This is a genomic window from Pseudomonas sp. UF-293 (assembly GCF_058245595.1).
The window spans coordinates 75,628-100,925 of the sequence record NZ_JBSICA010000002.1 but is presented as its reverse complement, the minus strand read 5'-3'; the positions used below and the strand labels follow the sequence as shown (position 1 = coordinate 100,925).

Sequence of the window (25,298 nt, the reverse complement as noted above, 5' to 3'; positions counted from 1 at the left end):
TTACTCCCGCGAAACTTTGACATCGTTGGGCGAGAAACCGGGATGGGTGATCGCGTTGCGCTGAGTCACTTCTTCGACCCGCGTGGCGTCGCCAAACTGCTTGTAGGCTACGACCACTGCCGGAAAACTTTCCTGAAACGATTTGCTGACTTGCCGCACGCCCGAGGACGCCACCGCTTTGAGATGAGCCACCAGCGCTTCCTTAACATCGTTGATGGCCTGGAAGTGAGCAGGTCCGGCTTTCGCCAGCATTGGATCAATGGCGGCAGTCACCGCCGTGCGCAGCGCTTGCATGTCATCGCTGACGGGGACTTCCTGACGGCTGACCGGCGACGTCGACTGTTGAGCCACTGAGGGTGTCGACGCCAGTTTTACCGGCGTGGTCGCCACCGGCATCGACGCGACCCACTGCGCGACTTTGACCAGCATCGTGTCCTGCACCAGATCGGCCATGGCTTGCGCTGCGGCGTTGGTATCCTTGCCGGTGGTGATCTTCGGCGCATCGGCCTTGCGAATCGCTTCGAGTTGCTGCGACACGTCGGCAATCACGCCACGGTAGCCTTCCTTGGCGAACGCTTTCAGCTCCTTGATATCGCCGAGCAAACCCTTGAATTCCGCCGCCACTTCCTTGGGCAGTTCTTTCACGGCTTTGACCAGTTCAGTGATCTGCCGGTACTGCTCGATCAGCGGTTTGAGCTGTTCCTTGATCACTTCATAGACACCGGTAAGGCTGTTGCGCAGGTTGGTGATGCCGATCCGCGCGGCCTTGATCAGCGTCATCGCCTGTTCGAAACGCGCCACCGCCGAACCCAGCAGCCCGTCGGCCTTGGCCAGCAGCACTTTCTGCGTACTGACCGTGGCTGTCGGAAACGGCAGGGGTTGGTCGGGATAGAACTTCAAGGCGAACGTCACCAACCCACCGTCCTGGCGAGTGTGGGTCATGTCGCATTCGCCGACCTTGACCTGCAGGCGTCCGAGCCACGGATGCACCAGTTCGCCACGGCCCTGCTCCAGCGCCTTGAGCAGCTTGTCGCGCTGCTCCAGGCAATCAGGGCCGATGATGAACGCGGTCAGATCGTGGGTCTTGGCCTGCTGGCCGAGGTCCTCGAAAAACGGCAGGTCGCGTTGCGGGTATTCATGCAACTGCCCTTTGCGCCCGACCGGGGTCTTCGCCTGGTCGATCCAGAAACCGACACCGCGAAAGGATGCCGGCAACAAACGGTCACGCCAGTTCATTGGGAACCTCCCATCGACAGCGAGCGATAGCCGATGCGCGAAGACACGGCCAGGCCCGGTTGATTGGTTTGCGGTTGCTCGGTGCGCAGGCCCGCCGGTGCATTTTCGAAGCGCACGGTCAGACCGCCTTCAAGTTGCGTACGGTTGTTCGCGGCGCTTTGCTGGATCAGCGCGCTGGAGGTTTGTGGCAACGAACCGCTTTGCAGTGTGCCGTTGCCAGCAGGCGCCGGACTGGCAGCGAAGAACGCCGGCGCCAGTTCGCCTTTGCCTTCGGCATTGGTCTGGCGTTGTGCTTCAGTGAGAGTTTCAACCTTGCCGGTGACCTTGGCGATCAGTCCGGCGAAGCCCCCCTCGAACAACTCCTTGATTGGCGCAATGACGGTTTGCAGCTTTTGCCACAACTCGCCGAACCACTCAGTGATCGGCCCCCAACTCTCGATGATCTGATCCAGAGGCTTCCACTCGAACAGGCCGTGCAAAAAATCCACAACCGGCGCGGACAGCGCCAACACAACGCCCCAGATCGCCGAAAAGACTTCACCGACTGGCTGCCAATACTGGGCAATCTGCTCCAGCGGCGACCACTCGAACAGGCTGGTGAAAAAACCTCTGACCTGCTGCACAGACGTTTGCAGCGCCATCCAGATCGGTTCGAAGAACCCGACAATCCCACCCCAGGCGCTGGTGAGCATTTCCATCGGGAAAAAATCAAACAGCGTGCGCAGGATATCCCGAGTGCTGTGTACGGCCGATTGCAGCGTTGTGAACATCGGTTCGAAGAACGTCACGACACCACCCCACGCATCGGTAATCATCTGCATCGGCGAGAAATCGAACAGGTTTCTGAGAAACGCCGTCACCGGCACACTCAGAGCCTTGAGCAACTCCCAGATCGCCGAGAACAGACCGGTCAGCGGTCCCCAGTTTTCGATGATCATGCCGGCCGGCGACCACGCGAAAACCGATTTGAAGAAGTCGATCACTGGCGCCGTCACGGCCATGACCTTGTCCCAGATAGCCGAGAAAAATCCCGTGACCGGTTGCCACATTGCAGCCAGTGCCGCGAGCGGTCGCCAGTCGAGTACCGAGCGCAGCGCCGCCATCGCACCCGCCCCGGCGTTTTTCACGCCTTCCCACATCCCTGTGAAGAACGCGCTGATCGGTGTCCAGTTGGCCACGATCAAAGCGGCGGCCACGGCAATGCCCATGGCGATCAGCATGATCGGGTTGGTCTTGAGCACCATGCTCATGACGTCCATCACCTGCGTCATACCGGTGACGGCGGTTTGCATGGCGGAGAAGGCAATCGCCCCCGCCGCCAGGCCTTCGACCAGTTTCGGGTTGTCGGCGAGCAGGCTGCCGACCTGCGTCAGCATCGGTTCCAGCCCGACCACCAAGGCCCCCACCGCCGGCACCAGCGCGGCGTCAACGGCCGCCGAAACCTTCTGCATCGACGCACTGAACACGTTCATGTTCTGCGTGGCTGCAGTTGGCGCGGCGGGCAGATCGACGGTTTTCGCCGTGTCGCTGACTTCGCTCAATTTGCCCTGAAACGCCGCCGCCGACTTGATCCCTTCCACGAACGGCGTGATGACACTGCCGCCCTTGAACAGACCACTGATGTCCAGTTTGCCGAGGCCGGTCTGCTCGAGATTGTTTTTGAAACTCTCAACCTTCACGCGCAGGGCGCCCAGTTTGGGCGAGAGTTCATCGATGCCGGTGATCAGCACCGGTTTCGGGGTTTTCTTCTCTTCGTCTGCCATCACTGCACCTGCTGCATCGCATTGATCCGTTGCGCGTGCTCCAGCGATTCGCGGAGCACATCCAGTGGCCTGGCCATCATCTGTTCAGGGTCAACCTTCCAGAACCAGGCCAGGTCATAGGCGACGGCGATCAGGTCGGTGATGGCGCCGACGCCGCACTCATGAAAAAACTCGCAACGGCCCAGCTCAGCGCATTGAGGTCAGCCAGATCGAGCTGGTTGACCGACGACGGCGGGATGCCGGCGCACACGGCGATGTATTTGGCCGCCACGTCCATGTCGAGGCTGACTTCTTCGCTCTTGTCGATCTTGTACGGCAGCGCTTTGATCGCTCGCACTTCCTGCACCGTCGGACGGCGCAGAACGAGTTCGGTCAGAGGCTCGCCGTGGGCTTCGATTGCGACTTGAAGCTTCACGGCGCCGCTCATTGCCAGGTCCCCTTGATGCCTTCGAATTTCAGTTCGATGGTGGCGTCGTCGCCCTTGGAAACCGGCTCTTCGACGAGGTAGGCGCCGGCCAGCACGTAGACTTTGCCGTTGCTGAATTCGCAAGTGACGGTGATGTCGGTGCCTTCAATCAGCTTCTTCAGCGGGAAGTCGGGGGTGTGCAGCGCGGTCACTTTGAACGACGGTGCGATGTCGGTTTCCTTGTAGAAACCGGGCACGACGGTTTCACGTTTGACGGCCATCAGCGGGGCTTCGCAGCCGCCATTGATGGTCAGTTGTGCGCCGTCGACCTTGACGTAGCAGGTGCCTGCAATCAGTTGACCCATGGTGTTTCTCCCTTCAAATAAAAAGCCCACGCGAGGTGGGCTGAATGCTTAACGCCGACTGGGCCGATCAGGCCGCGTCGTCATACTGCAGACGGAACTGGTTGAGCAGTGCGAACACGCGCAGACCGTTGATGTAATCCGGCGGGAACAGCACGTTCACGCGGCTCGGGTCCTGCACGTCGCGCTCGACGATCAGGTGTTCGGCGAACAGTTCGGCGTTTTCCACATGGCCTTCGAGTTCGAGCTTGGCGTACTGCGCGATCAGCTCACCGCGAATGGTCGCCGGGGTGACGATCGGTTGGCCGGCGCCAAAACGAGTGCCGTCGGACGCCAGTTTGTGGCGGCCGTATTTGCTGGTGATCACGCTCTGCAGACGACGCACGATGAACGCCGACTGGTGCATGGTTTCGCTGTCCAGATAGGAGTTGTCGGCCTGGCCGTAGGCGTTCTTCTGGTAGGTGGTGATCGAACGCTGGATGCGCACATAACCGCCTTCGTAGTAAGCGGTGGCGATGCCGTAGTTGAGCAACGACTGACGCTCGGTCAGGGTAAAGCGCTCGCTCGCCGGCGCCGGGTCAACACCCGGCAGGCTGCCGCTTTGCGTCGGACGGCTGGCGTCGGCGGAGATGAACACCGCCGTGCGTGCAGCCAGCGCCGCCGCTTGTACCCAGAACGGTTGCGGTACGCCCGGCTCCAGCGCCTGAATGGTCATGTGCTGATCATTACGCGCCTGGCCTGCGGCGACCAGCGTACCGACGGTGCCGCGTTTGGCGCTGTAGACGTGACCGAACAGTTGCTTGGCCCACGACCAGCGCCCGGTGCTGTCATCCATGACCGCTTGCCAGGTGTTGAGGGTGGCCAGATCGGACCACGGCAAGGCGATGAATTCGAACGGCTCATCGCCCAGTGCTGCGACGGCAGCGATCTGATCCGGCACACCGACGCCGCCGGTCATGGCGGTGATTGCGCTGGTCAGGCCAGCCGGGGTTTCTTCGCCGTTGCTCTTGCCCAGGCGATTGAATTGCAGGCTGATGTCGTTGCCGCTGTCGCCGGTCCATTTGGCGTTCAGGGTGACCACACCTTCAGCAGCGCTAGCGCTGACCGGCAGGTCGGCAGTGGCGTTGATTTTCTGCGCCAAAGCAGTGGCCGCTTGAGCGGCGGTGGCGCCGTTGACCACGGTGGCTTGCACACGGACGCCGCCGACATAAAGGTTGAGCAGGCCCGCCTGAGTTGCGGTGCCGGTCAGGGTCAGCACACCTTTGGCGATTGCGCCTTCGCTGTTGTGCAGCGGCAGGCACCAGATCTCGCCGATCGGGTCGGCCTTGCGGAAGGTCTCGTACATCGAGGCGAGCATCGAGCCTTGGCCGCCAATGCTTTTCGCCAGCGCCACGCTGGAGACCAGCACCAGTTTGCCGACTTCGGTCGGGGCAATATTGTCGTTGACCTGAGCGACGATCAAACGGCGCATGGCCGATGTCGCGCTGTTGGCGGCCGAGTTGTCCATTTCGGCATAGAACAGCGGCACACGAATGTCCGCCGGGATGTTGCTGAATCCGATCGCCATTATTTGGCTCCCTGTGGTTTAGCCGCTTTCGCGGTTTTGAGTGTGATATCGCCGTCAGCCAGACGCCGGCGCCACCAGGCGCTGTCCAGCACTTCACGGCCTGCAGCTGGCAACAGGTCGCCCGCCTCCGGGTCAGGTACGACACGGCCAGCGGCCGGCACTACGGTGATGCGGTTGCTCATGGGGTTACGTCTCCAGAGAAAGTCATTTCCACCCGTCCATCCGGGCCCGGGCGGTGCAGGTTGGGGTCGGCCGGATCGATCGCATCGACCCGCACCGTCATCCCGGTAAAGGACGACAAAGCGTCCAGTTCGCGCTCGTGCCAACTTTCCGCCGGCTGACCGGGCAGATTGCGGCCGAGCTGGAACTCGGCATAGAAACGCAGCCGATAGAACACGCGGCTGCTGTTGATCGACGCGAGTTCACCGCCGTCGTAGACGATGGCGTTGTAGTCGGCATCGGGCTTGAACCCCACCAGCGCACGCCACAGTTCGGCGCGCAGGTCGTGCAACAGATCCAGCGCTTTTGTAGGGTCGGTAGCGTCAAGCACGAGGACGATTTCGAAGCGCTCGCGGATCGGTTGGATGATAAGGTTCTGTGCGCTGCCAGGACTGGCCAGATCAGCCAGCGGCAGTACGTGAGCCGAGGGTGTCGGTAGATCGGAGTTGCCTTGCAGCAACGCCAGATCGACACCCACCGAAATGTGATTGGCAAGCCCAGGGCATTGCCCACGCAATTGCGTGAGGATCGGGGTGATCTTCATGGGGGTGTTCCGGATAAGAGAAATTACAGAGGTCGCCGCAGTCCCTGTGGGAGCGAGCCTGCTCGCGAAAGCGGTCGATCAGTCACATCGATGCTGAAGCTGACGTCCCTTTCGCGAGCAGGCTCGCTCGCTCGCATAGGGCTATGCGCGGAGAATTAAGGCTGGTCGCGCGGCGGCACTTCGCAGACACCAATACGCTTGGCCGCCCAGCGTTCGTAAAGGCCGATGGCGACATCAGCGCCAGCCATGGCTGTCAGGCAGCCAAACGCGCCAGCGGCCCAGATCGACATGCCGGCGGCATACAGCAGCATGATCGCCGACACGCCGCAGATCATGCAGGCACCGGAGCGCAGGGCCAGGCGTCGTACCAGTGACCAGCCGCGGGCGCCCTCCTTGTCGGCGCGCCACATTTCGCCGGAAACCCCGCCGACGACGGCGAGGAGGATGACCAGCCAGATCGGCATGTCAGCCAACGCTTGTTGCTCGTTTGTCATGTCACGCCTCCATGGGTGATTGATGAGTGATGGGTGGGTTCAAACGATTTCTCTTGAGGCAGGCATTCCAAAAAGCCCGGCGCTTGTACACCGGGCTTTTCAGTAATGCGCTCCTTCGCCTTCCTTCCAATCCTGAGTTCGAGAAGGAAGCTGACTTTTCGGCGCTACTGGCGCGGTACGAGTCCATTCAGATTGTTTTTCCGACCGCGGTCCCTGCCCGCCGGATAACTGCTTCTGGTGCTTTACGCTGCACACCCGGGTCAGTTGCCAACCCTCTGAACCGTTGAGGCCGGTTCATCGCTGCCTGTTCTTGTGGAACTAAAGAGCTTGTTTTGCCAACCGCTTTGTCGAGCGGCTTGGTGGCAAGAATATGCATGGATGCATATACAGTCAATGCGTAAATGCATTTATTTATGCATTAAATTTGCGTATGCGCATGACACGCAAGCGGGCCAAGGGGTGGGGAGACTTCTGCAGGCGAAAAAAAACCTGCCGAGGGGCAGGTTTCAGTTGAATCGACAGGGGCTAGCGGGCGTACATGCCCCACCAGAAGACGTGACCGAGGATGACGATCTGCTCTTCCTGGATTTCCTGGAAGCTGTAGTCCTCATCCGGATGCTCGTCGCGATTGAAGCTGCGCAGACGGATGCCGGTGGGCAGCCGATAGAGTTGTTTCACGCGCAGCTGGCCGTTGTGATTGATCGCATACAGATCGCCATCAATGATGTCGCCGATACCGCACTTGCCGGCGTTGACGCCGACGGTGGCGCCATCACGCAGGACCGGCAACATGCTGTTGCCGCGCACCGTCACGCATTTGGCCTGGTCGAACTGCACACCGTTGTGGCGCAGGCTGCGCTTGCCGAAGCGCAGGCTGGAGCGCTCGCTCTCTTCGATGACGAATCTTCCTGATCCAGCAGCCAATTCAACCTCACGTAGAAAGGGCACCGACACCTCGTCGTCATCGACAGGCGTGTCGTCGTCCCACAGGCTTATGTCCTTGAGTTCCGCATGCACGTCAGCGCGCGTGCCGCCGGTCGTTGGCGCGACATCCGCGCGCCCGCGCAACTGATCGGTGCTGACGTTGAAATATTCAGCGATCTTCGAGATGTGTTTATCCGAAGGATCGACAATCTTCCCACTGAGAATCCGCGAGAGCGTTGATTGAGGCACGCCCGTGCGACGGTGGAGCTCCGTGGGGGAGATCCCGTGCTGGTCGAGCAGTGCTCTTAAGACGGAGGAAACGTTGCGTTTTTGCATAACGCGCATAGTGCTTGAAGTTTTTCCTGAAGACAAATGCTGATTTGCATAAATCGTGCATAGATCAACTTTTCACTGCAAGTAAACGCTCACCCGACCGCAGTGCCTGCGTCGGGCAGACTGCCCATGGTAACCTTGCGCCCATCGCGGAAAAGCCCGGCCACTGCCCGCGCTTTGCCCTACATCTTTTAACGAGTTGCCCGACAATCCGATGAATAAAGCCGTCTCCGACCTGTCCTCCCACACTCCGATGATGCAGCAATACTGGCGCCTGAAGAATCAGCACCCGGATCAGCTGATGTTCTATCGCATGGGCGATTTCTACGAGATCTTCTACGAAGATGCGAAGAAAGCCGCCAAGTTGCTGGATATCACCCTGACCGCGCGCGGACAGTCGGCGGGGCAGGCGATTCCGATGTGTGGGATTCCTTACCACGCGGCGGAAGGGTATCTGGCGAAACTGGTCAAGCTCGGCGAGTCGGTGGTGATCTGTGAACAGGTCGGCGATCCGGCCACCAGCAAAGGCCCGGTCGAGCGCCAAGTGGTGCGGATCATCACGCCCGGGACGGTCAGCGACGAAGCGTTACTCGATGAGCGCCGCGACAACCTGATCGCAGCGGTATTGGGCGACGAGCGTCTGTTCGGTCTGGCGGTGCTGGACATCACCAGCGGCAACTTCACCGTGCTCGAGATCAAAGGTTGGGAAAACCTATTGGCGGAACTGGAGCGGGTCAATCCGGTGGAGCTGCTGATTCCGGATGACTGGCCGAAAGACCTGCCGGCGGAAAAACGCCGTGGCGTACGTCGTCGTGCGCCGTGGGACTTTGAGCGTGACTCGGCGTTGAAAAGTCTCTGCCAGCAGTTTTCCACCCAAGACCTGAAAGGCTTCGGTTGCGAAAACCTGACCCTGGCCATCGGCGCTGCCGGTTGCCTGCTGGCCTACGCCAAGGAAACCCAACGCACCGCTCTGCCCCACTTGCGCAGCCTGCGTCACGAACGTCTCGATGACACCGTGGTGCTCGACGGCGCCAGCCGACGAAATCTCGAGCTGGATACCAACCTGGCCGGCGGCCGCGACAACACCCTGCAATCGGTGGTCGATCGTTGCCAGACCGCCATGGGCAGTCGTTTACTGACCCGCTGGTTGAACCGGCCGCTGCGCGATCTGACGGTGCTGCTCGCCCGTCAGACTTCGATCCGCTGCCTGCTCGACGGCTACCGCTTCGAAAAGCTGCAACCGCAGCTCAAGGAAATCGGCGACATCGAGCGGATCCTGGCACGAATCGGTCTACGCAATGCGCGGCCGCGCGACCTTGCGCGTCTGCGTGATGCTCTCGGCGCACTGCCCGAACTGCAAGTGGCGATGACCGATCTGGAAGCGCCGCATCTGCAGCATTTGGCGGCCACCACCAGCACTTACCCGGAACTGGCGGCGCTGCTGGCAAAAGCCATTATCGACAACCCGCCGGCGGTGATCCGTGACGGCGGCGTGTTGAAAACCGGTTACGACAGCGAACTCGACGAACTGCAATCACTGAGCGAAAACGCCGGCCAGTTCCTCATCGATCTCGAAGCCCGAGAGAAAGCGCGCACCGGTCTGGCCAATCTGAAAGTCGGTTACAACCGTATCCACGGCTACTTCATCGAGCTGCCGAGCAAGCAGGCTGAATCGGCGCCGGCCGACTACATCCGCCGGCAGACGCTCAAAGGCGCCGAGCGTTTCATCACGCCCGAGCTGAAAGAATTCGAAGACAAGGCGCTGTCGGCCAAAAGTCGCGCGCTCGCCCGGGAAAAAATGCTGTACGAAGCGCTGCTCGAAGACTTGATCAGCCAATTACCGCCATTGCAGGACACCGCCGGCGCATTGGCCGAACTGGATGTGCTGAGCAACCTCGCCGAGCGTGCGCTGAACCTCGACCTTAACTGCCCGCGCTTCGTCAGCGAGCCGTGCATGCGCATCACCCAGGGGCGTCACCCGGTGGTAGAGCAAGTACTCACCACACCGTTCGTGGCCAACGATCTGAGTCTGGACGACAACACGCGCATGCTGGTGATCACCGGCCCGAACATGGGCGGTAAATCCACCTACATGCGGCAAACCGCTTTGATCGTGCTGCTGGCGCATATCGGCAGTTTCGTGCCGGCCGCCAGTTGCGAGTTGTCGCTGGTCGACCGCATCTTCACCCGCATCGGTTCAAGCGATGATCTGGCCGGCGGTCGTTCGACCTTCATGGTCGAGATGAGCGAAACCGCCAACATCCTGCATAACGCTACCGAGCGCAGTCTGGTGCTTATGGACGAAGTCGGGCGCGGCACCAGCACCTTTGACGGTCTGTCGCTGGCGTGGGCGGCGGCCGAGCGCTTGGCTCATCTGCGCGCCTACACCCTGTTCGCCACGCACTATTTTGAACTGACCGTGTTGCCGGAAGCCGAACCTCTTGTAGCTAATGTTCACCTGAATGCTACCGAGCACAACGAACGCATCGTGTTCCTGCACCACGTTCTGCCCGGGCCGGCCAGCCAGAGCTACGGCTTGGCAGTGGCGCAACTGGCGGGTGTGCCGAGCGAGGTGATCCTGCGTGCGCGTGAGCATCTGAGTCGCTTGGAAGACACCGCCCTGCCCCACGAAGCGCCGAAACCGGCAGCCAAAGGCAAACCGTCGCCACCGCAGCAAAGCGATATGTTCGCCTCGCTGCCACATCCGGTGCTCGATGAATTGGCCAAGGTCGATCTGGACGATATGACGCCACGCCGTGCGCTGGAAATGCTCTATGCACTGAAGAAGCGGATATAAGCACTGAAGAAGCGGATATAACGCAATTCGCTTCAAGCTGTTAGAATCTCGCGCGGTTCGGGATGCTGCTGGCTCATAGCCTGGTCAGCAGGTATCGCTCCCGAACCTGGCGACCCCAACCGTGAAGGGGCAACGCTGCCGCCGCCTGAGGAGAAAATTAGAAATGACCTTCGTCGTCACCGACAACTGCATCAAGTGCAAGTACACCGACTGCGTAGAAGTCTGTCCGGTGGACTGCTTTTACGAAGGCCCGAACTTCCTGGTGATTCACCCGGACGAGTGCATCGACTGCGCGCTGTGTGAACCAGAATGCCCGGCTGTGGCGATCTTCTCGGAAGACGAGATCCCAAGCGGCATGGAAAACTTCATCGAGCTCAATGCCGAGTTGGCGGATATCTGGCCGAACATCACCGAGCGCAAGGATCCTCTCCCGGATTCTGCCGAGTGGGATGGCAAGCCGAACAAGATCGAACAACTCGAACGCTGATCTACCCCCGCGCTCGACTGAAAAGGCCCCTTGCGGGCCTTTTTGCTTTTGCAGGTTCTACTTTTCTGCAGACGAAAAAAGGGGCGGTATGACCCGCCCACATTTTTTCCCTATTCCCTGTATTCCTTTTCATCGTCCTGATGAATCGCCTCCTGCGATGTCCGTTCCCCTCTTCCGTGAAGGGCGTGTCTGTCCGTCGACACAGCCCTGATATTAGAGAGTTTCCGCAGCGGAGCAATCAGGCTCAGGTGAATGACTACGCTGACATAAATACATAACAAGTGAAAAATCATCATCTAAATCAGAAAGTTACCGATTGACGGCGATTGCAATCGCCTTCTGCCGAAGTGTAAAAATAGCGAAAACTTACGACACAGTAAGCAAAGGCTTACAGCGCGAGACTACAAACTCAGAAAATGCTGACCGCTCGTCTGGCACCTCGCTTGCCAGACCCGAAGCACGAGACAGGCATAAACAAAAAGCCCCGGCTGATTGAATCAGCCGGGGCTTTTTGCGGGCGGTCGATCAGGCGCTTATTGGAACAGCGACTCGCTCGACAGGCCATTCTTCTCCAGGATCTCGCGAAGGCGCTTGAGGCCTTCCACCTGGATCTGCCGAACCCGCTCGCGGGTCAGACCGATCTCCAGGCCGACATCTTCCAGCGTACTGCTTTCGTGACCGCGCAGGCCGAAGCGGCGGATAACTACCTCGCGCTGCTTATCGGTCAGTTCCGACAGCCATTGATCGATGCTCTGCGACAGGTCATCGTCCTGCAGCAGTTCGCACGGATCGGTCGGACGATCATCAGTGAGGGTGTCCAGCAGGGTTTTATCCGAATCCGGACCCAGCGAGACGTCGACCGAAGAAACCCGTTCGTTGAGGCCGAGCATGCGCTTGACCTCGCCCACCGGTTTCTCCAGCAGGTTGGCGATTTCTTCGGGTGAAGGTTCGTGGTCGAGTTTTTGCGTCAGTTCCCGTGCGGCCCGCAGGTACACGTTGAGCTCCTTGACCACGTGAATCGGCAACCGGATGGTCCGGGTCTGATTCATGATCGCGCGTTCGATGGTCTGACGGATCCACCAGGTCGCGTAGGTCGAGAAGCGGAAACCGCGCTCGGGATCGAACTTTTCCACCGCACGGATCAGGCCGAGGTTGCCCTCTTCGATCAGATCCAGCAGCGACAGCCCCCGATTGACGTAACGCCGGGCGATCTTGACCACCAGCCGCAGGTTACTTTCGATCATGCGCTTGCGCCCGGCAGGATCGCCACTTTGCGACAAGCGCGCAAAATGAACTTCTTCTTCCGGGGAGAGCAGAGGGGAAAAGCCGATTTCGTTGAGATACAGCTGCGTGGCATCAAGTGCCCGAGTGTAGTCGATGTATTTATGTTGTTTGAGTGTGGCGGAGTGTCTGGATTTGGAACGAACGGAAGGTGGAGCAGCCCCTTCATCATTCAACATCGAATCCGAATCGATGCCGGTCTCCATAAGGAGAACCTCATCGTCGATGTCAAACTCCGGCACTTCTTTACTGAGAGCCATTGTTATAGTCCTTTGGTGAGTTCGACCCCAAGCTCAAGCGACGCCTTTATCCTTGGCAACGCTGGAGCCTGTCCCCTCTACGCGACGGAACAGGCTGGCTTACAAATCAACGTCTTGGCAGGAACTGCAGCGGATCCACAGGTTTACCTTGGCGGCGAATCTCAAAATGCAGTTTCACCCGGTCTGTACCCGTTGACCCCATTTCGGCAATTGTCTGTCCGACCTTGACCTGCTGCCCCTCCCGAACCAACAGCCTGCGGTTATGTCCGTAAGCACTGACGTAGGTTTCGCTGTGTTTGATGATGACCAATTCGCCGTAGCCCCTTAAGCCACTCCCGGCGTATACGACCGTCCCATCAGACGCAGCTAAAACAGGCTGTCCCAAATCTCCGGCGATATCAATTCCTTTATTCAAACTACCGTTTGAAGAGAATTTTCCAATCAGAACGCCATTAGATGGCCATCCCCAGCCGGTCGGGGCCGGGCCTGCCGGAGGCAGTGGAGCGGGTGCAGGTTTGCTCGCGACGGACGGTACAACCCCTTTGGAACCGGTGGTTGTAGTGGTAGTAGTGCCATTCGCCTGGCGCCGGATTACTGTGGTTTTACTCGACGAAGAAGGTGAAGAACTGGAGTTGCTCACCACCGCTGTCGGCGTTGAACCGCTGCGCCCGTCGAAGCGAATTGTCTGACCCGGATGGATCGTATACGGCGTAGGAATATTGTTCCGGGCGGCGAGGGTTTTGTAGTCCCAGCCGTAACGAAAGGCGATCGAAAACAAGGTATCGCCGGGACGGACTACATATTGCCCGGTAGTAACGGTCGGACGTTGCGCGACCGAATTATTGCGATCGACAACCCGTACGTTGCTCGATTTGGTGCTGGAGCAACCGACCAGCAAGGTGCTCAAGACAAGGCCAGTCACCAGGCGCTGAAAGCTCGTGTTACCCATACGCTGCGCAATGACTGTGAGACTCACCCGCCGCTCCCTTTGTGGTGGCTGAAAATTCTGAATGCCGCGTTGCGGCATGAGGTGTCGCAAGTATAACGGGCCGAACCGGCTTTACCTTTAATGAAGCGAAATCACCGGGCGCACACGTTTGCCTATGGCAAGTACGCTGCGTTTAAAACCTGGCTGCCGGTGTAAGACCGGCGCCGTTGAAAGGAATTCAGCGCCTGTGTACAAATGCTCAAGCCAGTGGCCCGTTGAGCAAAGGCACGAAACGTACAGCGCCCAAAACGTGTCGGGAAAAGCCATGTTCTTCGCGCACGATCAGCATCAGTTGCTGTACTTCACCGGAGCCGACCGGAATCACCATGCGTCCACCTGGAGCCAGTTGATCAAGCAAGGCTTGCGGCACGTCGGTCGCCACGGCGGTAACGATGATGCCGTTGTACGGCGCCAGCGCCGGCCAGCCTTCCCAGCCATCGCCCCAGCGAAACACCACGTTGCGCAGGTTCAACTCGACCAGACGCTCCTTGGCGCGATCCTGCAGCACCTTGATACGTTCGACCGAAAACACCCGCTCAACCAGTTGCGACAACACTGCCGTCTGGTAACCGGAGCCAGTGCCGATCTCCAGCACCTTATCCAGCGGACCCGCTTCCAGCAGCAGCTCGCTCATGCGCGCCACCATGTAAGGCTGGGAGATGGTCTGGTTGTTGCCGATCGGCAGCGCGGTGTCTTCATAAGCGCGATGCGCCAGCGCCTCATCGACAAACAGATGACGCGGGGTGCGGCGGATCACTTCCAGCACTTTAGCGTTCGTCACGCCTTCTTCATACAGACGCTGGATCAGTCGCTCACGTGTACGTTGGGAGGTCATGCCAATTCCGCAACGCAGGCGGTCGTCATGTTCACGCATCAGCTCAGCCCTCCCAGCCAGCCATCGAGACTTCTGAAGGCATCATTGAAGGTGCGATCGAGCTGCAACGGCGTGATGGACACATAGCCCTGCATCACGGCATGAAAATCGGTGCCCGGGCCGCCATCTTCAGCATCGCCGGCAGCAGCAATCCAGTAACCGGCCTTGCCGCGCGGATCGACCACTTTCATCGGCGCCGCCGCGCGGGCGCGATGGCCAAGGCGGGTCAACTGAATGCCACGGATGTGATCGATGGGCAGATTGGGGATGTTCACGTTGAGTACCGTGCGCGGTGGCAGATCGAGCCCGGCGTGGGCCTCGACCAGTTTGCGCGCAAAGTAGGCCGCTGTCGGCAGGTTGTCCACCTGACGCGAGACTAGGGAAAAGGCAAACGATGGGCGCTCGAGAAATCGTCCTTCAAGGGCTGCCGCTACGGTCCCGGAATACAGCACGTCGTCGCCGAGGTTGGCGCCCAGGTTGATTCCCGAAACCACCATGTCCGCTTCGCGCTCAAGCAAGCCGTTAAGGCCCAGGTGAATGCAATCGGTCGGTGTGCCGTTGAGGCTGATAAAGCCGTTGGCCAGGTATTGCGGGTGCAGCGGACGGTCGAGCGTCAGCGAACTGCTGGCGCCGCTTTTGTCCTGCTCCGGGGCGATAACCACGCATTCGGTGTAATCCGCCAGCGCAGCATAAAGCGCGGCAAGACCGGGCGCGGTTACCCCATCGTCGTTAGAAATCAGAATACGCATGGGCTGTCCGTCTGCCCCACCGGCACCAGATCAACGAGCTCGCGCACCAATACGGTGGCGAAGCATCCGGCCGGGAGGACGAATTCCAGTTGCAGAATGTCAGGTTGGGGATAATGCCACGTCAACCCGCCAATGGGCAGCCGCAGGATGCGACGTTCATGGCTCATGCCGGCGTGGATCAACCAGTCGCGCAGCTCCGCTTCGCGGGCGGCGATCTCCTGCTCCAGTTCATGGACAGCACCAGCAGCCGGCGAGTCACCTTCGCCCCACTGCGGACCGGTCGGGTGCAGGTCGAGAATTGCCAGACGCGGGTCGCTGCATTCGGCTTCACCGGCAGGAAAAAAACTGCGGCTGTCAGTAAACGCCAGCAAATCGCCAACCCGCGCGGTGTTCCAGGAGCCATCGGCGACACGCGCCGCCAGCACCTGGTTGAAAAGAAAGCTGCGCGCCGTCGACAGCAAGCGCGAACGCACATTGCGCTGTTCGGGCAAAGCCTTGCGCGCCGCCCACCCTCGCGCATCGACGACGTTGCCGCCGTCATGGCCGAAGCGCTGGGCGCCGAAATAATTGGGAATGCCCTGCTTGGCGATCAGTTGCAGGCGCTGTTCAATCGCGTCCTTGTCGCCATTGAATTGCGTCAGGCGCAACGTGAAACCGTTGGCCGAATGCGCACCGCGTTGCAGTTTGCGTTTATGACGCGTGGTCTTGAGAATCTTCAGCGTGTCGTTTTCAGCCGCCGACAGATCCGGATCGGCCTTGCCCGGCAACTGCACGCTGAACCACTGTCGGGTCAGGGCCTGACGGTCTTTCAGGCCGGCATAGCTGACGGTGCGCAACGGCACGCCCGCCGCTTTGGCGATACGCCGCGCCGCTTCCTCGGTATTGAGGCCGCGCTTTTCCACCCAGATCCACAGATGTTCGCCGTCACCGCTGAACGGAATATCCAGCACTTCATCGACCTGAAAATCTTCGGCAATGGCTTTCAGTACCGCTGTGCCGAGCGCTTCGCCATAGGCCCGCGGGCCGAGCAATTGCAGTTCATTCATGCGCGCAGCAACAAGGCAACGGAGTGCACGGCGATGCCTTCTTCGCGACCGACAAAGCCAAGCTTTTCGGTGGTGGTAGCTTTGACGTTCACTTGATCCAACTCAACTTGAAGATCCGCCGCGATCAGCGCGCGCATCGATTCGATATGCGGCGCCATTTTTGGCGCCTGGGCAACAATGGTGTTGTCGACGTTGCCGACTTTCCAGCCCTTGGCGTGGATCAGACTGACCACATGACGCAGCAGGACACGGCTGTCGGCGCCCTTGAATTGCGGGTCGGTGTCCGGGAAATGTTTGCCGATATCACCCAGCGCCGCAGCGCCGAGCAAGGCATCGCTCAAGGCGTGCAGCAGGACGTCACCGTCGGAATGAGCGAGCAGCCCGAAGCTGTGTGCAATCTGCACGCCGCCCAGAGTAATGAAATCGCCTTCAGCGAAACGGTGCACATCGTAGCCGTGGCCAATACGCATAAAAAAACGCCCCGATTTTTGTCAGGGCGTGATTCTACCTGCATTAACCGCGCAGAGCGCGCGCGTGATGCTGCAAGTGGTCGTCAATGAAGCTTGCGATGAAGAAATAGCTATGGTCGTAGCCCGGTTGCAGGCGCAGCTCCAGCGGATGCCCCGCTTGTTTTGCTGCGTGTTGCAGGGCTTCGGGCTTGAGCTGGGTGGCCAGGAAATCATCGCGATCACCTTGATCGACCAGCAACGGCAACTTCTCGGTCGCATCGGCGATCAGCACACAGGCGTCCCACTCTTTCCATTTCGAGCGGTCTTCGCCCAAATAGTTGGAAAAGGCCTTCTGCCCCCACGGGCAATCGATCGGATGGGTGATCGGCGAAAAGGCCGACACCGATCTATACCGCCCAGGATTGCGCAAGGCACAGACCAAAGCACCGTGGCCGCCCATCGAGTGGCCGCTGATGCTGCGCTTGTCGGACGCGGGGAAATGCGCTTCAACCAGTGCAGGCAATTCCTTCACGACATAGTCATGCATCTGATAATGATGCGCCCATGGCTCCTGGGTGGCGTTCAGATAAAACCCCGCGCCGAGACCAAAGTCCCAAGCCTTGCCCGCATCGTCCGGGACATCCGGGCCACGCGGACTGGTATCCGGTGCGACGATGATCAGACCGAGCTCCGCAGCCATGCGCATCGCACCGGCCTTCTGCATGAAATTCTCATCGGTGCAGGTCAGCCCCGACAACCAGTACAGCACCGGCAGCTTGCCGCCCTGCTCTGCCTGCGGCGGCAGGTACACGGCAAAGACCATGTCGCAATTCAGCACTTCGGAACGATGGCGGTAGCGCTTGTGCCAGCCACCGAAACTCTTCTGGCAGGAAATGTTTTCCAGATTCATAGCACTTCAGCCGCAAGCTGCGAGCTTCAAGCTGCAAGAGGGCGTTGCGCCTGCTTGCAGCTTGTGGCTTGTAGCTTGCCGCTGCTCCTTAGAAATGAATGACTGTGCGGATGCTCTTGCCTTCGTGCATCAGGTCGAACGCCTTGTTGATATCTTCCAGGCCCATGGTGTGGGTGATGAAGGTATCCAGCGGGATCTCGCCGCTCTGGGCCATGTCGACGTAGCTCGGCAATTCAGTACGGCCACGCACGCCGCCGAACGCCGAACCGCGCCAGACGCGACCGGTGACCAACTGGAATGGGCGGGTGGCGATTTCCTGCCCGGCACCGGCAACGCCGATGATGACCGACTCGCCCCAGCCTTTGTGGCAGCACTCAAGCGCGGCGCGCATCAGTTGCACATTGCCGATGCACTCGAAGGAGAAGTCGACGCCGCCATCGGTCATGTCGACGATCACTTCCTGAATCGGACGATCGTAGTCTTTCGGGTTCACGCAATCAGTGGCACCGAGTTGTTTGGCGATTTCGAACTTGGCCGGGTTGATGTCGATGGCGATGATGCGCGCAGCCTTGGCTTTCACCGCGCCGATCACCGCCGACAAGCCGATACCACCGAGACCGAAGATGGCCACGGTGTCACCTGGCTTGACCTTGGCAGTGTTGAGCACGGCGCCGATGCCGGTGGTCACGCCGCAACCGAGCAGGCAGACCTTTTCCAGCGGCGCGTCTTTGGAGATCTTCGCTACGGAAATTTCCGGCAGTACGGTGTACTCCGAAAACGTCGATGTGCCCATGTAGTGGAAAATCGTTTCGCCCTTGTAGGAAAAGCGCGAAGTGCCATCCGGCATCAGGCCTTTGCCTTGGGTGGCACGAATGGCTTGGCAGAGGTTGGTCTTGCCCGACTTGCAGAATTTGCACTGGCCACATTCCGGGGTGTACAGCGGAATGACGTGATCACCGACGGCAACCGAGGTCACGCCCTCACCGATCGCTTCAACGATGGCGCCGCCTTCGTGACCAAGGATCGACGGGAAGATGCCTTCCGGGTCAGCACCGGACAACGTGTAGGCATCGGTGTGGCACACCCCGGAAGCGACGACGCGCAGCAACACTTCACCAGCCTTGGGCATGGCGACATCGACTTCTACGATTTCCAGCGGCTTCTTGGCCTCGAAGGCAACGGCGGCGCGCGACTTGATCATGCTGACTCTCCAGTGAATCCAGTGAATAAAAAAGCAGACAGACAGTGTAGTTCAGCGCGCTCTGAGGAATAATCCGGGCGAAAGCAAAACATTATTGCCATACAGGGATAATCCAAGTGTCGGAAAACCGCTGGGAAGGCATCGACGAGTTCGTTGCCGTCGCCGAATGCAACCAATTCACCGCCGCTGCCGAGCGTCTTGGAGTTTCTTCCTCGCACATCAGTCGACAAATCGTACGGCTCGAAGAGCGTTTGCAGACGCGCCTGCTCTACCGCAGCACCCGGCGAGTTACGTTGACCGAAGCCGGGCAGACTTTCCTGCAACATTGCCAGCGCCTGCAGGACGGTCGCGAAGAAGCCTTGCGCGCGGTAGGCGATCTGACCAGCGAACCGAAAGGCATGCTGCGCATGACCTGCGCGGTGGCCTATGGCGAACGCTTTATCGTGCCGCTGGTGACTCGCTTCATGGGGCTTTACCCGCAGCTGCGTATCGATATCGAGCTGAGCAATCGCCAACTGGAGCTGGTGCATGAAGGGCTGGATCTGGCGATTCGCTTGGGACGGCTACAGGATTCACGCTTGGTTGCGACACGCCTGGCGCCACGGAGAATGTACCTGTGCGCATCGCCGTCCTACCTGGAACGGTACGGGCGCCCACACAGTCTGTCGGAATTGAGTCGGCACAATTGCCTGATCGGCAGTTCGGATATCTGGCAACTGGAACAGAACGGACGGGAGTTTTCCCAGCGGGTGCAAGGTAACTGGCGTTGCAACAGTGGGCAGGCGGTGCTGGATGCGGCGCTTCAGGGTGTCGGTCTGTGTCAGTTGCCTGACTATTACGTGCTCGAGCATTTGCACAGTGGCGCGCTGATTTCCTTGCTCGAGGCGCATCAGCCGCCGAATACGGCGGTGTGGGCGCTGTATCCGCAGCAGCGGCATTTGTCGCCGAAGGTGCGCAAGTTGGTGGATTATTTGAAGGTGGGGCTGGCTGAAAGGCCGGAGTACAAGCTTTGAGTTATTGGTTGCCTGTGCGACCGCTTTCGCGAGCAGGCTCGCTCCCACAATTGACCGAGTTCGACAGCTGAATGTATTCCCACTGTGGGAGCGAGCCTGCTCGCGAAGGCAATGGCACAGCGACCACAAACCTCAGCGGCGATTCGCCCACCGCTGGCGCAACCACTCCAGATCTTCCGGCCGGGTCACCTTGAGGTTATCCGCCCGCCCTTCGATCAGACGCGGTGCCAGACCGGCCCATTCCATCGCCGAAGCTTCATCTGTTATCACGGCATCCGCAACCAGGCTGTCGGCCAACGCCCGATGCAACGCACCGAGGCGGAACATCTGCGGTGTATATGCCTGCCAGATCACGCTGCGATCCACCGTTTCAACCACACGACCGTTTTTATCAACGCGTTTGAGCGTGTCGCGAGCGGGCACCGCCAACAGACCACCGACCGGGTCTTCCGCGAGTTCGGCAAGCAACTTGTCGAGATCATCGCGACTCAGATTCGGTCGCGCAGCATCGTGCACCAACACCCAATCGTCATCGTCGGCACCTTGCGCATGCAGGTGCAGCAAGGCATTGAGCACCGAAGCGGAACGCTCCGCCCCGCCATCAACCCGCTGAATGCGCGAATCGTTGACGCACGCCAGATTCGGCCAATAGGGATCATCGACAGCAAGACTGACCACCAGGCCCTTGAGGCTCGGGTGATCGAGGAAACAGCCGAGGCTGTGTTCGAGAATTGTGCGCCCGCCCAGTTGCAGGTATTGCTTGGGACGGTCCGCGGCCATTCGGGCACCGACGCCCGCGGCAGGAATCACGGCCCAGAAGGCCGGCAGGGAATTGATCATTGGGCCAACTGGTAAAGGGTTTCGCCGTCCTTGACCATGCCCAGTTCGTGACGAGCCCGCTCTTCAACGGTCTCCATGCCTTTCTTCAGCTCGCTGACTTCAGCGTCCATCACCCGGTTGCGCTCCAGCAGGCCTTCGTTTTCGGCATGTTGGTCGGCGATCTGCTGTTTCAGCTCGGCGACCTGCGCCAGACTGCCATTGCCCACCCACAGGCGGTACTGCAGACCGGCCAGCAGCAAGAGCAAAACAAGAAACAACCAGTAAGGACTGCGCATCGAATATCAGGTATCCAGTGAAAAAAGACAGCCACGCATAATGTTGCAGCATCTGATAGCACGAAGCCTGGAAAGATCCAGGCTTGTGCTTAAGGCATCAGATTAGTGGCAAATCCATCGCTGTCACGACTTTTCCGACACAATCCGGTGTCCTTTGATCAGGTTGCGCTTAACCGCGGAACTCGGCGCGGCCGTTGTACTTGGCCTTGCCGTTCAACTGCTCTTCGATACGCAGCAGTTGGTTGTACTTGGAAACGCGGTCGGAGCGGCACAGCGAACCGGTCTTGATCTGGCCAGCCGAGGTGCCCACGGCCAGATCGGCAATGGTCGAATCTTCGGTTTCGCCGGAGCGGTGCGAGATCACTGCGGTGTAGCCGGCAGCCTTGGCCATCTGGATGGCTTCCAGGGTTTCGGTCAGGGTGCCGATCTGGTTGAACTTGATCAGGATCGAGTTGGCGATCTTTTTATCGATGCCTTCTTTCAGGATCTTGGTGTTGGTCACGAACAGGTCGTCGCCCACCAGCTGGGTCTTCTCGCCGATCTTGTCGGTGAGGATTTTCCAGCCGGCCCAGTCGGACTCGTCCAGACCGTCTTCGATGGAGATGATCGGATAACGCTCGGTCAGGCCTTTGAGGTAGTCGGCGAAACCTTCAGCAGTGAACACCTGGCCTTCACCGGACAGGTTGTACTTGCCGTCTTCGTAGAACTCGCTCGCGGCGCAGTCCAGCGCCAGGGTCACGTCTGTGCCCAGCTTGTAACCGGCATTGGCCACAGCTTCGGAGATCACTTTCAGCGCGTCTTCGTTGGACGCCAGGTTCGGTGCGAAACCGCCTTCGTCGCCAACGGCAGTGCTCAGGCCACGGGCCTTCAGCACGGCTTTCAAGTGATGGAAAATCTCGGTGCCCATGCGCAGACCTTCCGAGAAAGACTTGGCGCCAACTGGCTGGACCATGAATTCCTGGATGTCGACGTTGTTATCGGCGTGCTCGCCACCGTTGATGATGTTCATCATCGGTACCGGCATCGAGTACACACCCGGGGTGCCGTTGAGGTTGGCGATGTGTGCGTACAGCGGCAGGTCCTGATCCTGCGCAGCCGCCTTGGCCGCAGCCAGGGACACGGCGAGGATGGCGTTGGCGCCCAGGGTCGCTTTGTTTTCGGTACCGTCGAGCTTGATCATCGCCTGGTCCAGCGCTTTCTGGTCGCTCGGGTCAGTGCCCAGCAGCAGATCGCGGATCGGACCGTTGATGTTGGCTACCGCCTTGAGCACGCCCTTGCCCAGGTAACGGCTCTTGTCGCCATCACGCAGCTCGAGTGCTTCACGCGAGCCAGTGGATGCACCGGACGGCGCGCAGGCGCTGCCGATGATGCCGTTGTCGAGAAGCACGTCCGCTTCCACGGTGGGATTGCCACGGGAGTCGAGAACTTCACGACCTTTGATGTCGACGATTTTTGCCATTGTTGTAAACACTCCAAAGTTGACGAAAACGACGCAGCTAGAGGAAATCTTTATCGTCGGCAAGCGAGGTACAGCGGGCAGACTTGCAGACGACAGCGCTCAAGCCCGAGGGCCTGAGCGACAAATCGTGCGGTACTTTACCGGAGAATCGAGTGTTACGCGGTTTCTACCGTCGGAAAACTCTTCACCAGTTCATCCAGAGCTTTGAGCTGGGCCAGGAATGGCTCCAGTTTGTCCAGACGCAAGGCGCAAGGACCGTCGCATTTGGCGTTGTCCGGATCCGGGTGCGCTTCGAGGAACAGACCCGCCAGCGACTGGCTCATGCCGGCCTTGGCCAGATCCAGAACCTGGGCACGACGACCACCGGCGGAGTCGGCACGACCGCCAGGCATTTGCAGCGCGTGGGTCACGTCGAAGAATACCGGGTACTCGAACTGCTTCATGATGCCGAAGCCGAGCATGTCGACCACGAGGTTGTTGTAGCCGAAGCTCGAACCGCGCTCGCAGAGGATCAACTGATCGTTACCCGCTTCGACGCACTTGTTCAGGATGTGTTTCATTTCCTGAGGCGCGAGGAACTGGGCTTTTTTGATGTTGATCACGGCATTGGTCTTGGCCATCGCGACGACCAGATCGGTCTGACGCGACAGGAAGGCCGGCAGCTGAATGATGTCGCAGATTTCAGCGACGACCGCAGCCTGATCCGGCTCGTGGACGTCGGTGATGATCGGCACGCCAAAGGCTTGCTTGATGTCCTGGAAGATGCGCATGCCCTCTTCCAGGCCAGGACCGCGATACGAAGTCACAGAAGACCGGTTGGCCTTGTCGAAGCTGGCCTTGAACACGTATGGGATACCGAGTTTTTCGGTGACCTTCACGTACTCTTCGCAAACCTGCATGGCCATGTCACGGCTTTCCAGCACGTTCATGCCGCCGAACAGCACCATGGGTTTGTCGTTGGCAATCTCGATGTCGCCGACGCGGATGATCTTCTGTGCCATCGGGTTACGCCTTCTTCTGGTGTTGAGCCAACGCGGCTTTGACGAAACCGCTGAACAGCGGATGACCGTCGCGTGGGGTCGAGGTGAACTCAGGGTGGAACTGGCAAGCGACGAACCATGGATGATCCGGCGCTTCTACCACTTCGACCAGCGCAGCATCGGCGGAACGACCGGAGATTTTCAGGCCGGCTTCGATGATCTGCGGCAGCAGGTTGTTGTTCACTTCGTAACGGTGACGGTGACGCTCGACGATCACATCCTTGCCGTAGCAATCGTGCACTTTGGAGCCCGGCTCGAGCAGGCAATCCTGCGCGCCGAGGCGCATGGTGCCGCCCAGATCGGACGCTTCGGTACGCACTTCGACAGCGCCGGTGGCGTCTTCCCACTCGGTGATCAGACCGACAACCGGATGGCCGCTGGCACGATCGAACTCGGTGGAGTTGGCATCTTTCCAGCCCAGCACGTTACGGGCGAACTCGATGACCGCTACTTGCATGCCCAGGCAGATACCGAGGTACGGAACCTTGTTTTCGCGAGCGTACTGAACGGCAGTGATCTTGCCTTCCACGCCGCGCAGACCGAAGCCGCCCGGCACCAGAATCGCGTCGACACCTTCGAGCAGCGCAGTGCCCTGGTTCTCGATGTCTTCGGAATCGATGTAGCGCAGGTTGACCTTGGTGCGGTTGCTGATGCCGGCATGGCTCATCGCTTCGATCAGCGACTTGTAGGCGTCGAGCAGTTCCATGTACTTGCCGACCATGGCGATGGTCACTTCGTGTTCCGGGTTCAGCTTGGCATCGACCACTGCGTCCCACTCGGACAGGTCGGCGCTGCCGCACTGCAGACCGAAACGCTCTACGACGAAATCGTCCAGACCCTGCGAATGCAGGATGCCCGGGATCTTGTAGATGGTATCGGCGTCTTCCAGGGCGATCACCGCACGCTCTTCAACGTTGGTGAATTGCGCGATCTTGCGACGCGAGGACACGTCGATCGGGTGATCGGAACGGCACACCAGCACGTCTGGCTGCAGACCGATCGAACGCAGTTCCTTGACGGAGTGCTGGGTCGGCTTGGTCTTGGTTTCGCCAGCGGTGGCGATGTACGGCACCAGCGTCAGGTGCATCAGCATCGCGCGCTTGGCGCCGACTTCGAAACGCAACTGGCGGATGGCTTCGAGGAATGGTTGCGACTCGATGTCACCGACGGTGCCACCGATCTCGACCATCGCCACGTCTGCGTCACCGGCACCCTTGATGATGCGGCGCTTGATTTCGTCGGTGATGTGCGGGATCACCTGGATGGTTGCACCCAGATAGTCGCCACGGCGCTCTTTGCGCAGCACGTGCTCGTAGACACGGCCGGTGGTGAAGTTGTTGTTCTGGGTCATGGTCGTGCGGATGAACCGCTCGTAGTGCCCCAGATCCAGGTCGGTCTCGGCGCCGTCGTGGGTGACGAACACTTCACCGTGCTGGAACGGACTCATGGTGCCTGGATCGACGTTGATGTACGGATCCAGCTTCAGCATGGTGACCTTAAGCCCCCGCGCCTCCAGGATAGCCGCCAATGAAGCCGAGGCAATGCCTTTCCCCAATGAAGAAACAACACCGCCCGTGACGAATATGTAGCGCGTCATGAAAAACCCTAGAAGTCTGCGTTAAAGCGGAACGAGCCGCCGGGGAAAGCGAAGGAAGGCCGAAGCCCCCGATCACCTGCATTAATCACAGTGCACCTTTCGAAAAAACCGCCGCGTTGTGACAGACCGGCAGATGAAACACCGGTACGTTGCTCGCTACACATTTTTTGGAATCGCCCAGCAA

General features: G+C 59.6%; 25 protein-coding genes. 3 read left to right on the top strand and 22 right to left on the bottom strand.

Annotated features, from left to right (window positions below; translation table 11 throughout):
• The 9 genes from AC4IHP_RS02845 to AC4IHP_RS02805 all read right to left on the bottom strand — a co-directional run bounded on the left by AC4IHP_RS02845 (window position 1) and on the right by AC4IHP_RS02805 (window position 7,860).
• Window positions 1-1,236, bottom strand: a complete 1,236-nt coding sequence (locus AC4IHP_RS02845; protein ID WP_197891657.1) for a DNA circularization protein — start codon at window positions 1,234-1,236, stop codon at window positions 1-3.
• Entirely contained in the window at window positions 1,233-2,999 is a 1,767-nt protein-coding gene (locus AC4IHP_RS02840; protein ID WP_490830824.1) for a phage tail protein, read from the bottom strand. The genes AC4IHP_RS02845 and AC4IHP_RS02840 overlap by 4 nt, the downstream gene beginning before the upstream one ends.
• A gap of 130 nt (window positions 3,000-3,129) precedes the next feature.
• Window positions 3,130-3,426 carry a phage tail assembly protein gene (locus AC4IHP_RS02835; protein ID WP_007908778.1) on the bottom strand — a complete coding sequence of 99 codons (297 nt, stop codon included), beginning with the start codon at window positions 3,424-3,426 and terminating at the stop codon, window positions 3,130-3,132.
• The gene (locus tag AC4IHP_RS02830; RefSeq protein WP_249485163.1) at window positions 3,423-3,770 is read right to left on the bottom strand and encodes a phage tail tube protein; all 348 of its coding nucleotides are present in this window, start codon (window positions 3,768-3,770) and stop codon (window positions 3,423-3,425) included. Before AC4IHP_RS02830 ends, AC4IHP_RS02835 begins: the two co-directional genes overlap by 4 nt.
• A gap of 67 nt (window positions 3,771-3,837) precedes the next feature.
• On the bottom strand, window positions 3,838-5,334 hold the full coding sequence (locus AC4IHP_RS02825) for a phage tail sheath subtilisin-like domain-containing protein (protein ID WP_460124513.1): 1,497 nt from the start codon (window positions 5,332-5,334) through the stop codon (window positions 3,838-3,840).
• Window positions 5,334-5,516, bottom strand: a complete 183-nt coding sequence (locus AC4IHP_RS02820) for a DUF2635 domain-containing protein (RefSeq protein ID WP_024011856.1) — start codon at window positions 5,514-5,516, stop codon at window positions 5,334-5,336. Before AC4IHP_RS02820 ends, AC4IHP_RS02825 begins: the two co-directional genes overlap by 1 nt.
• Window positions 5,513-6,097, bottom strand: coding sequence for a phage tail terminator protein (locus AC4IHP_RS02815; protein WP_490830823.1), 585 nt, complete (start codon window positions 6,095-6,097; stop codon window positions 5,513-5,515). Before AC4IHP_RS02815 ends, AC4IHP_RS02820 begins: the two co-directional genes overlap by 4 nt.
• A 155-nt stretch (window positions 6,098-6,252) precedes the next feature.
• Window positions 6,253-6,591: a phage holin family protein gene (locus AC4IHP_RS02810; RefSeq protein ID WP_024011844.1), complete on the bottom strand. Its 339-nt coding sequence runs from the start codon at window positions 6,589-6,591 to the stop codon at window positions 6,253-6,255.
• Between the two features lie 525 nt (window positions 6,592-7,116).
• The gene (locus tag AC4IHP_RS02805) at window positions 7,117-7,860 is read right to left on the bottom strand and encodes a LexA family transcriptional regulator (RefSeq protein WP_110600122.1); all 744 of its coding nucleotides are present in this window, start codon (window positions 7,858-7,860) and stop codon (window positions 7,117-7,119) included.
• A 202-nt stretch (window positions 7,861-8,062) separates the two neighbouring features.
• On the opposite strand from AC4IHP_RS02805, the gene mutS reads away from it, so the two are divergent.
• Both mutS and fdxA read left to right on the top strand, forming a co-directional pair.
• Window positions 8,063-10,645 (top strand): DNA mismatch repair protein MutS, encoded by a 2,583-nt coding sequence (mutS, locus tag AC4IHP_RS02800; RefSeq protein WP_490830822.1) that lies wholly within the window; start codon window positions 8,063-8,065, stop codon window positions 10,643-10,645.
• A gap of 163 nt (window positions 10,646-10,808) precedes the next feature.
• A complete protein-coding gene (gene fdxA, locus AC4IHP_RS02795) occupies window positions 10,809-11,132 on the top strand; it encodes a ferredoxin FdxA (protein ID WP_101157903.1) in 324 nt (107 codons plus the stop codon).
• Window positions 11,133-11,665: 533 nt separating this feature from the next.
• On the opposite strand, the gene rpoS is transcribed toward fdxA, so the two are convergent.
• The 8 genes from rpoS to AC4IHP_RS02755 form a co-directional block, all read right to left on the bottom strand.
• Window positions 11,666-12,673, bottom strand: coding sequence for an RNA polymerase sigma factor RpoS (gene rpoS, locus AC4IHP_RS02790; RefSeq protein WP_016771451.1), 1,008 nt, complete (start codon window positions 12,671-12,673; stop codon window positions 11,666-11,668).
• A 106-nt stretch (window positions 12,674-12,779) separates the two neighbouring features.
• Complete coding sequence (locus AC4IHP_RS02785) at window positions 12,780-13,649, bottom strand: peptidoglycan DD-metalloendopeptidase family protein (RefSeq protein WP_016771452.1); 870 nt, start codon at window positions 13,647-13,649, stop codon at window positions 12,780-12,782.
• Window positions 13,650-13,860: 211 nt separating this feature from the next.
• Window positions 13,861-14,496 carry a protein-L-isoaspartate(D-aspartate) O-methyltransferase gene (locus AC4IHP_RS02780; RefSeq protein WP_460124498.1) on the bottom strand — a complete coding sequence of 212 codons (636 nt, stop codon included), beginning with the start codon at window positions 14,494-14,496 and terminating at the stop codon, window positions 13,861-13,863.
• A gap of 38 nt (window positions 14,497-14,534) precedes the next feature.
• On the bottom strand, window positions 14,535-15,284 hold the full coding sequence (gene surE, locus AC4IHP_RS02775) for a 5'/3'-nucleotidase SurE (protein WP_024011837.1): 750 nt from the start codon (window positions 15,282-15,284) through the stop codon (window positions 14,535-14,537).
• The gene (gene truD, locus AC4IHP_RS02770) at window positions 15,272-16,330 is read right to left on the bottom strand and encodes a tRNA pseudouridine(13) synthase TruD (protein ID WP_460124495.1); all 1,059 of its coding nucleotides are present in this window, start codon (window positions 16,328-16,330) and stop codon (window positions 15,272-15,274) included. Before truD ends, surE begins: the two co-directional genes overlap by 13 nt.
• Entirely contained in the window at window positions 16,327-16,800 is a 474-nt protein-coding gene (gene ispF / locus AC4IHP_RS02765; protein ID WP_016771456.1) for a 2-C-methyl-D-erythritol 2,4-cyclodiphosphate synthase, read from the bottom strand. The genes truD and ispF overlap by 4 nt, the downstream gene beginning before the upstream one ends.
• 43 nt (window positions 16,801-16,843) lie before the next feature.
• Window positions 16,844-17,689 (bottom strand): S-formylglutathione hydrolase, encoded by an 846-nt coding sequence (fghA, locus tag AC4IHP_RS02760; protein ID WP_460124491.1) that lies wholly within the window; start codon window positions 17,687-17,689, stop codon window positions 16,844-16,846.
• 88 nt (window positions 17,690-17,777) lie between these two features.
• A complete protein-coding gene (locus AC4IHP_RS02755; protein ID WP_110600129.1) occupies window positions 17,778-18,890 on the bottom strand; it encodes an S-(hydroxymethyl)glutathione dehydrogenase/class III alcohol dehydrogenase in 1,113 nt (370 codons plus the stop codon).
• 116 nt (window positions 18,891-19,006) lie between these two features.
• Between AC4IHP_RS02755 and AC4IHP_RS02750 the strand changes: the two genes are divergently transcribed.
• Complete coding sequence (locus tag AC4IHP_RS02750) at window positions 19,007-19,903, top strand: LysR family transcriptional regulator (RefSeq protein ID WP_490830821.1); 897 nt, start codon at window positions 19,007-19,009, stop codon at window positions 19,901-19,903.
• Window positions 19,904-20,035: 132 nt separating this feature from the next.
• On the opposite strand, the gene ispD is transcribed toward AC4IHP_RS02750, so the two are convergent.
• The 5 genes from ispD to pyrG form a co-directional block, all read right to left on the bottom strand.
• Window positions 20,036-20,743 carry a 2-C-methyl-D-erythritol 4-phosphate cytidylyltransferase gene (ispD, locus tag AC4IHP_RS02745; RefSeq protein ID WP_460124486.1) on the bottom strand — a complete coding sequence of 236 codons (708 nt, stop codon included), beginning with the start codon at window positions 20,741-20,743 and terminating at the stop codon, window positions 20,036-20,038.
• A complete protein-coding gene (ftsB, locus tag AC4IHP_RS02740) occupies window positions 20,740-21,018 on the bottom strand; it encodes a cell division protein FtsB (RefSeq protein ID WP_007964293.1) in 279 nt (92 codons plus the stop codon). The genes ispD and ftsB overlap by 4 nt, the downstream gene beginning before the upstream one ends.
• 169 nt (window positions 21,019-21,187) lie before the next feature.
• Window positions 21,188-22,477, bottom strand: a complete 1,290-nt coding sequence (eno, locus tag AC4IHP_RS02735) for a phosphopyruvate hydratase (protein ID WP_041478121.1) — start codon at window positions 22,475-22,477, stop codon at window positions 21,188-21,190.
• A gap of 155 nt (window positions 22,478-22,632) precedes the next feature.
• Window positions 22,633-23,478: a 3-deoxy-8-phosphooctulonate synthase gene (gene kdsA, locus AC4IHP_RS02730; RefSeq protein ID WP_460124482.1), complete on the bottom strand. Its 846-nt coding sequence runs from the start codon at window positions 23,476-23,478 to the stop codon at window positions 22,633-22,635.
• Window positions 23,479-23,482: 4 nt separating this feature from the next.
• Window positions 23,483-25,114, bottom strand: coding sequence for a CTP synthase (gene pyrG / locus AC4IHP_RS02725; RefSeq protein WP_016771462.1), 1,632 nt, complete (start codon window positions 25,112-25,114; stop codon window positions 23,483-23,485).
• Window positions 25,115-25,298: the final 184 nt, after the last annotated feature.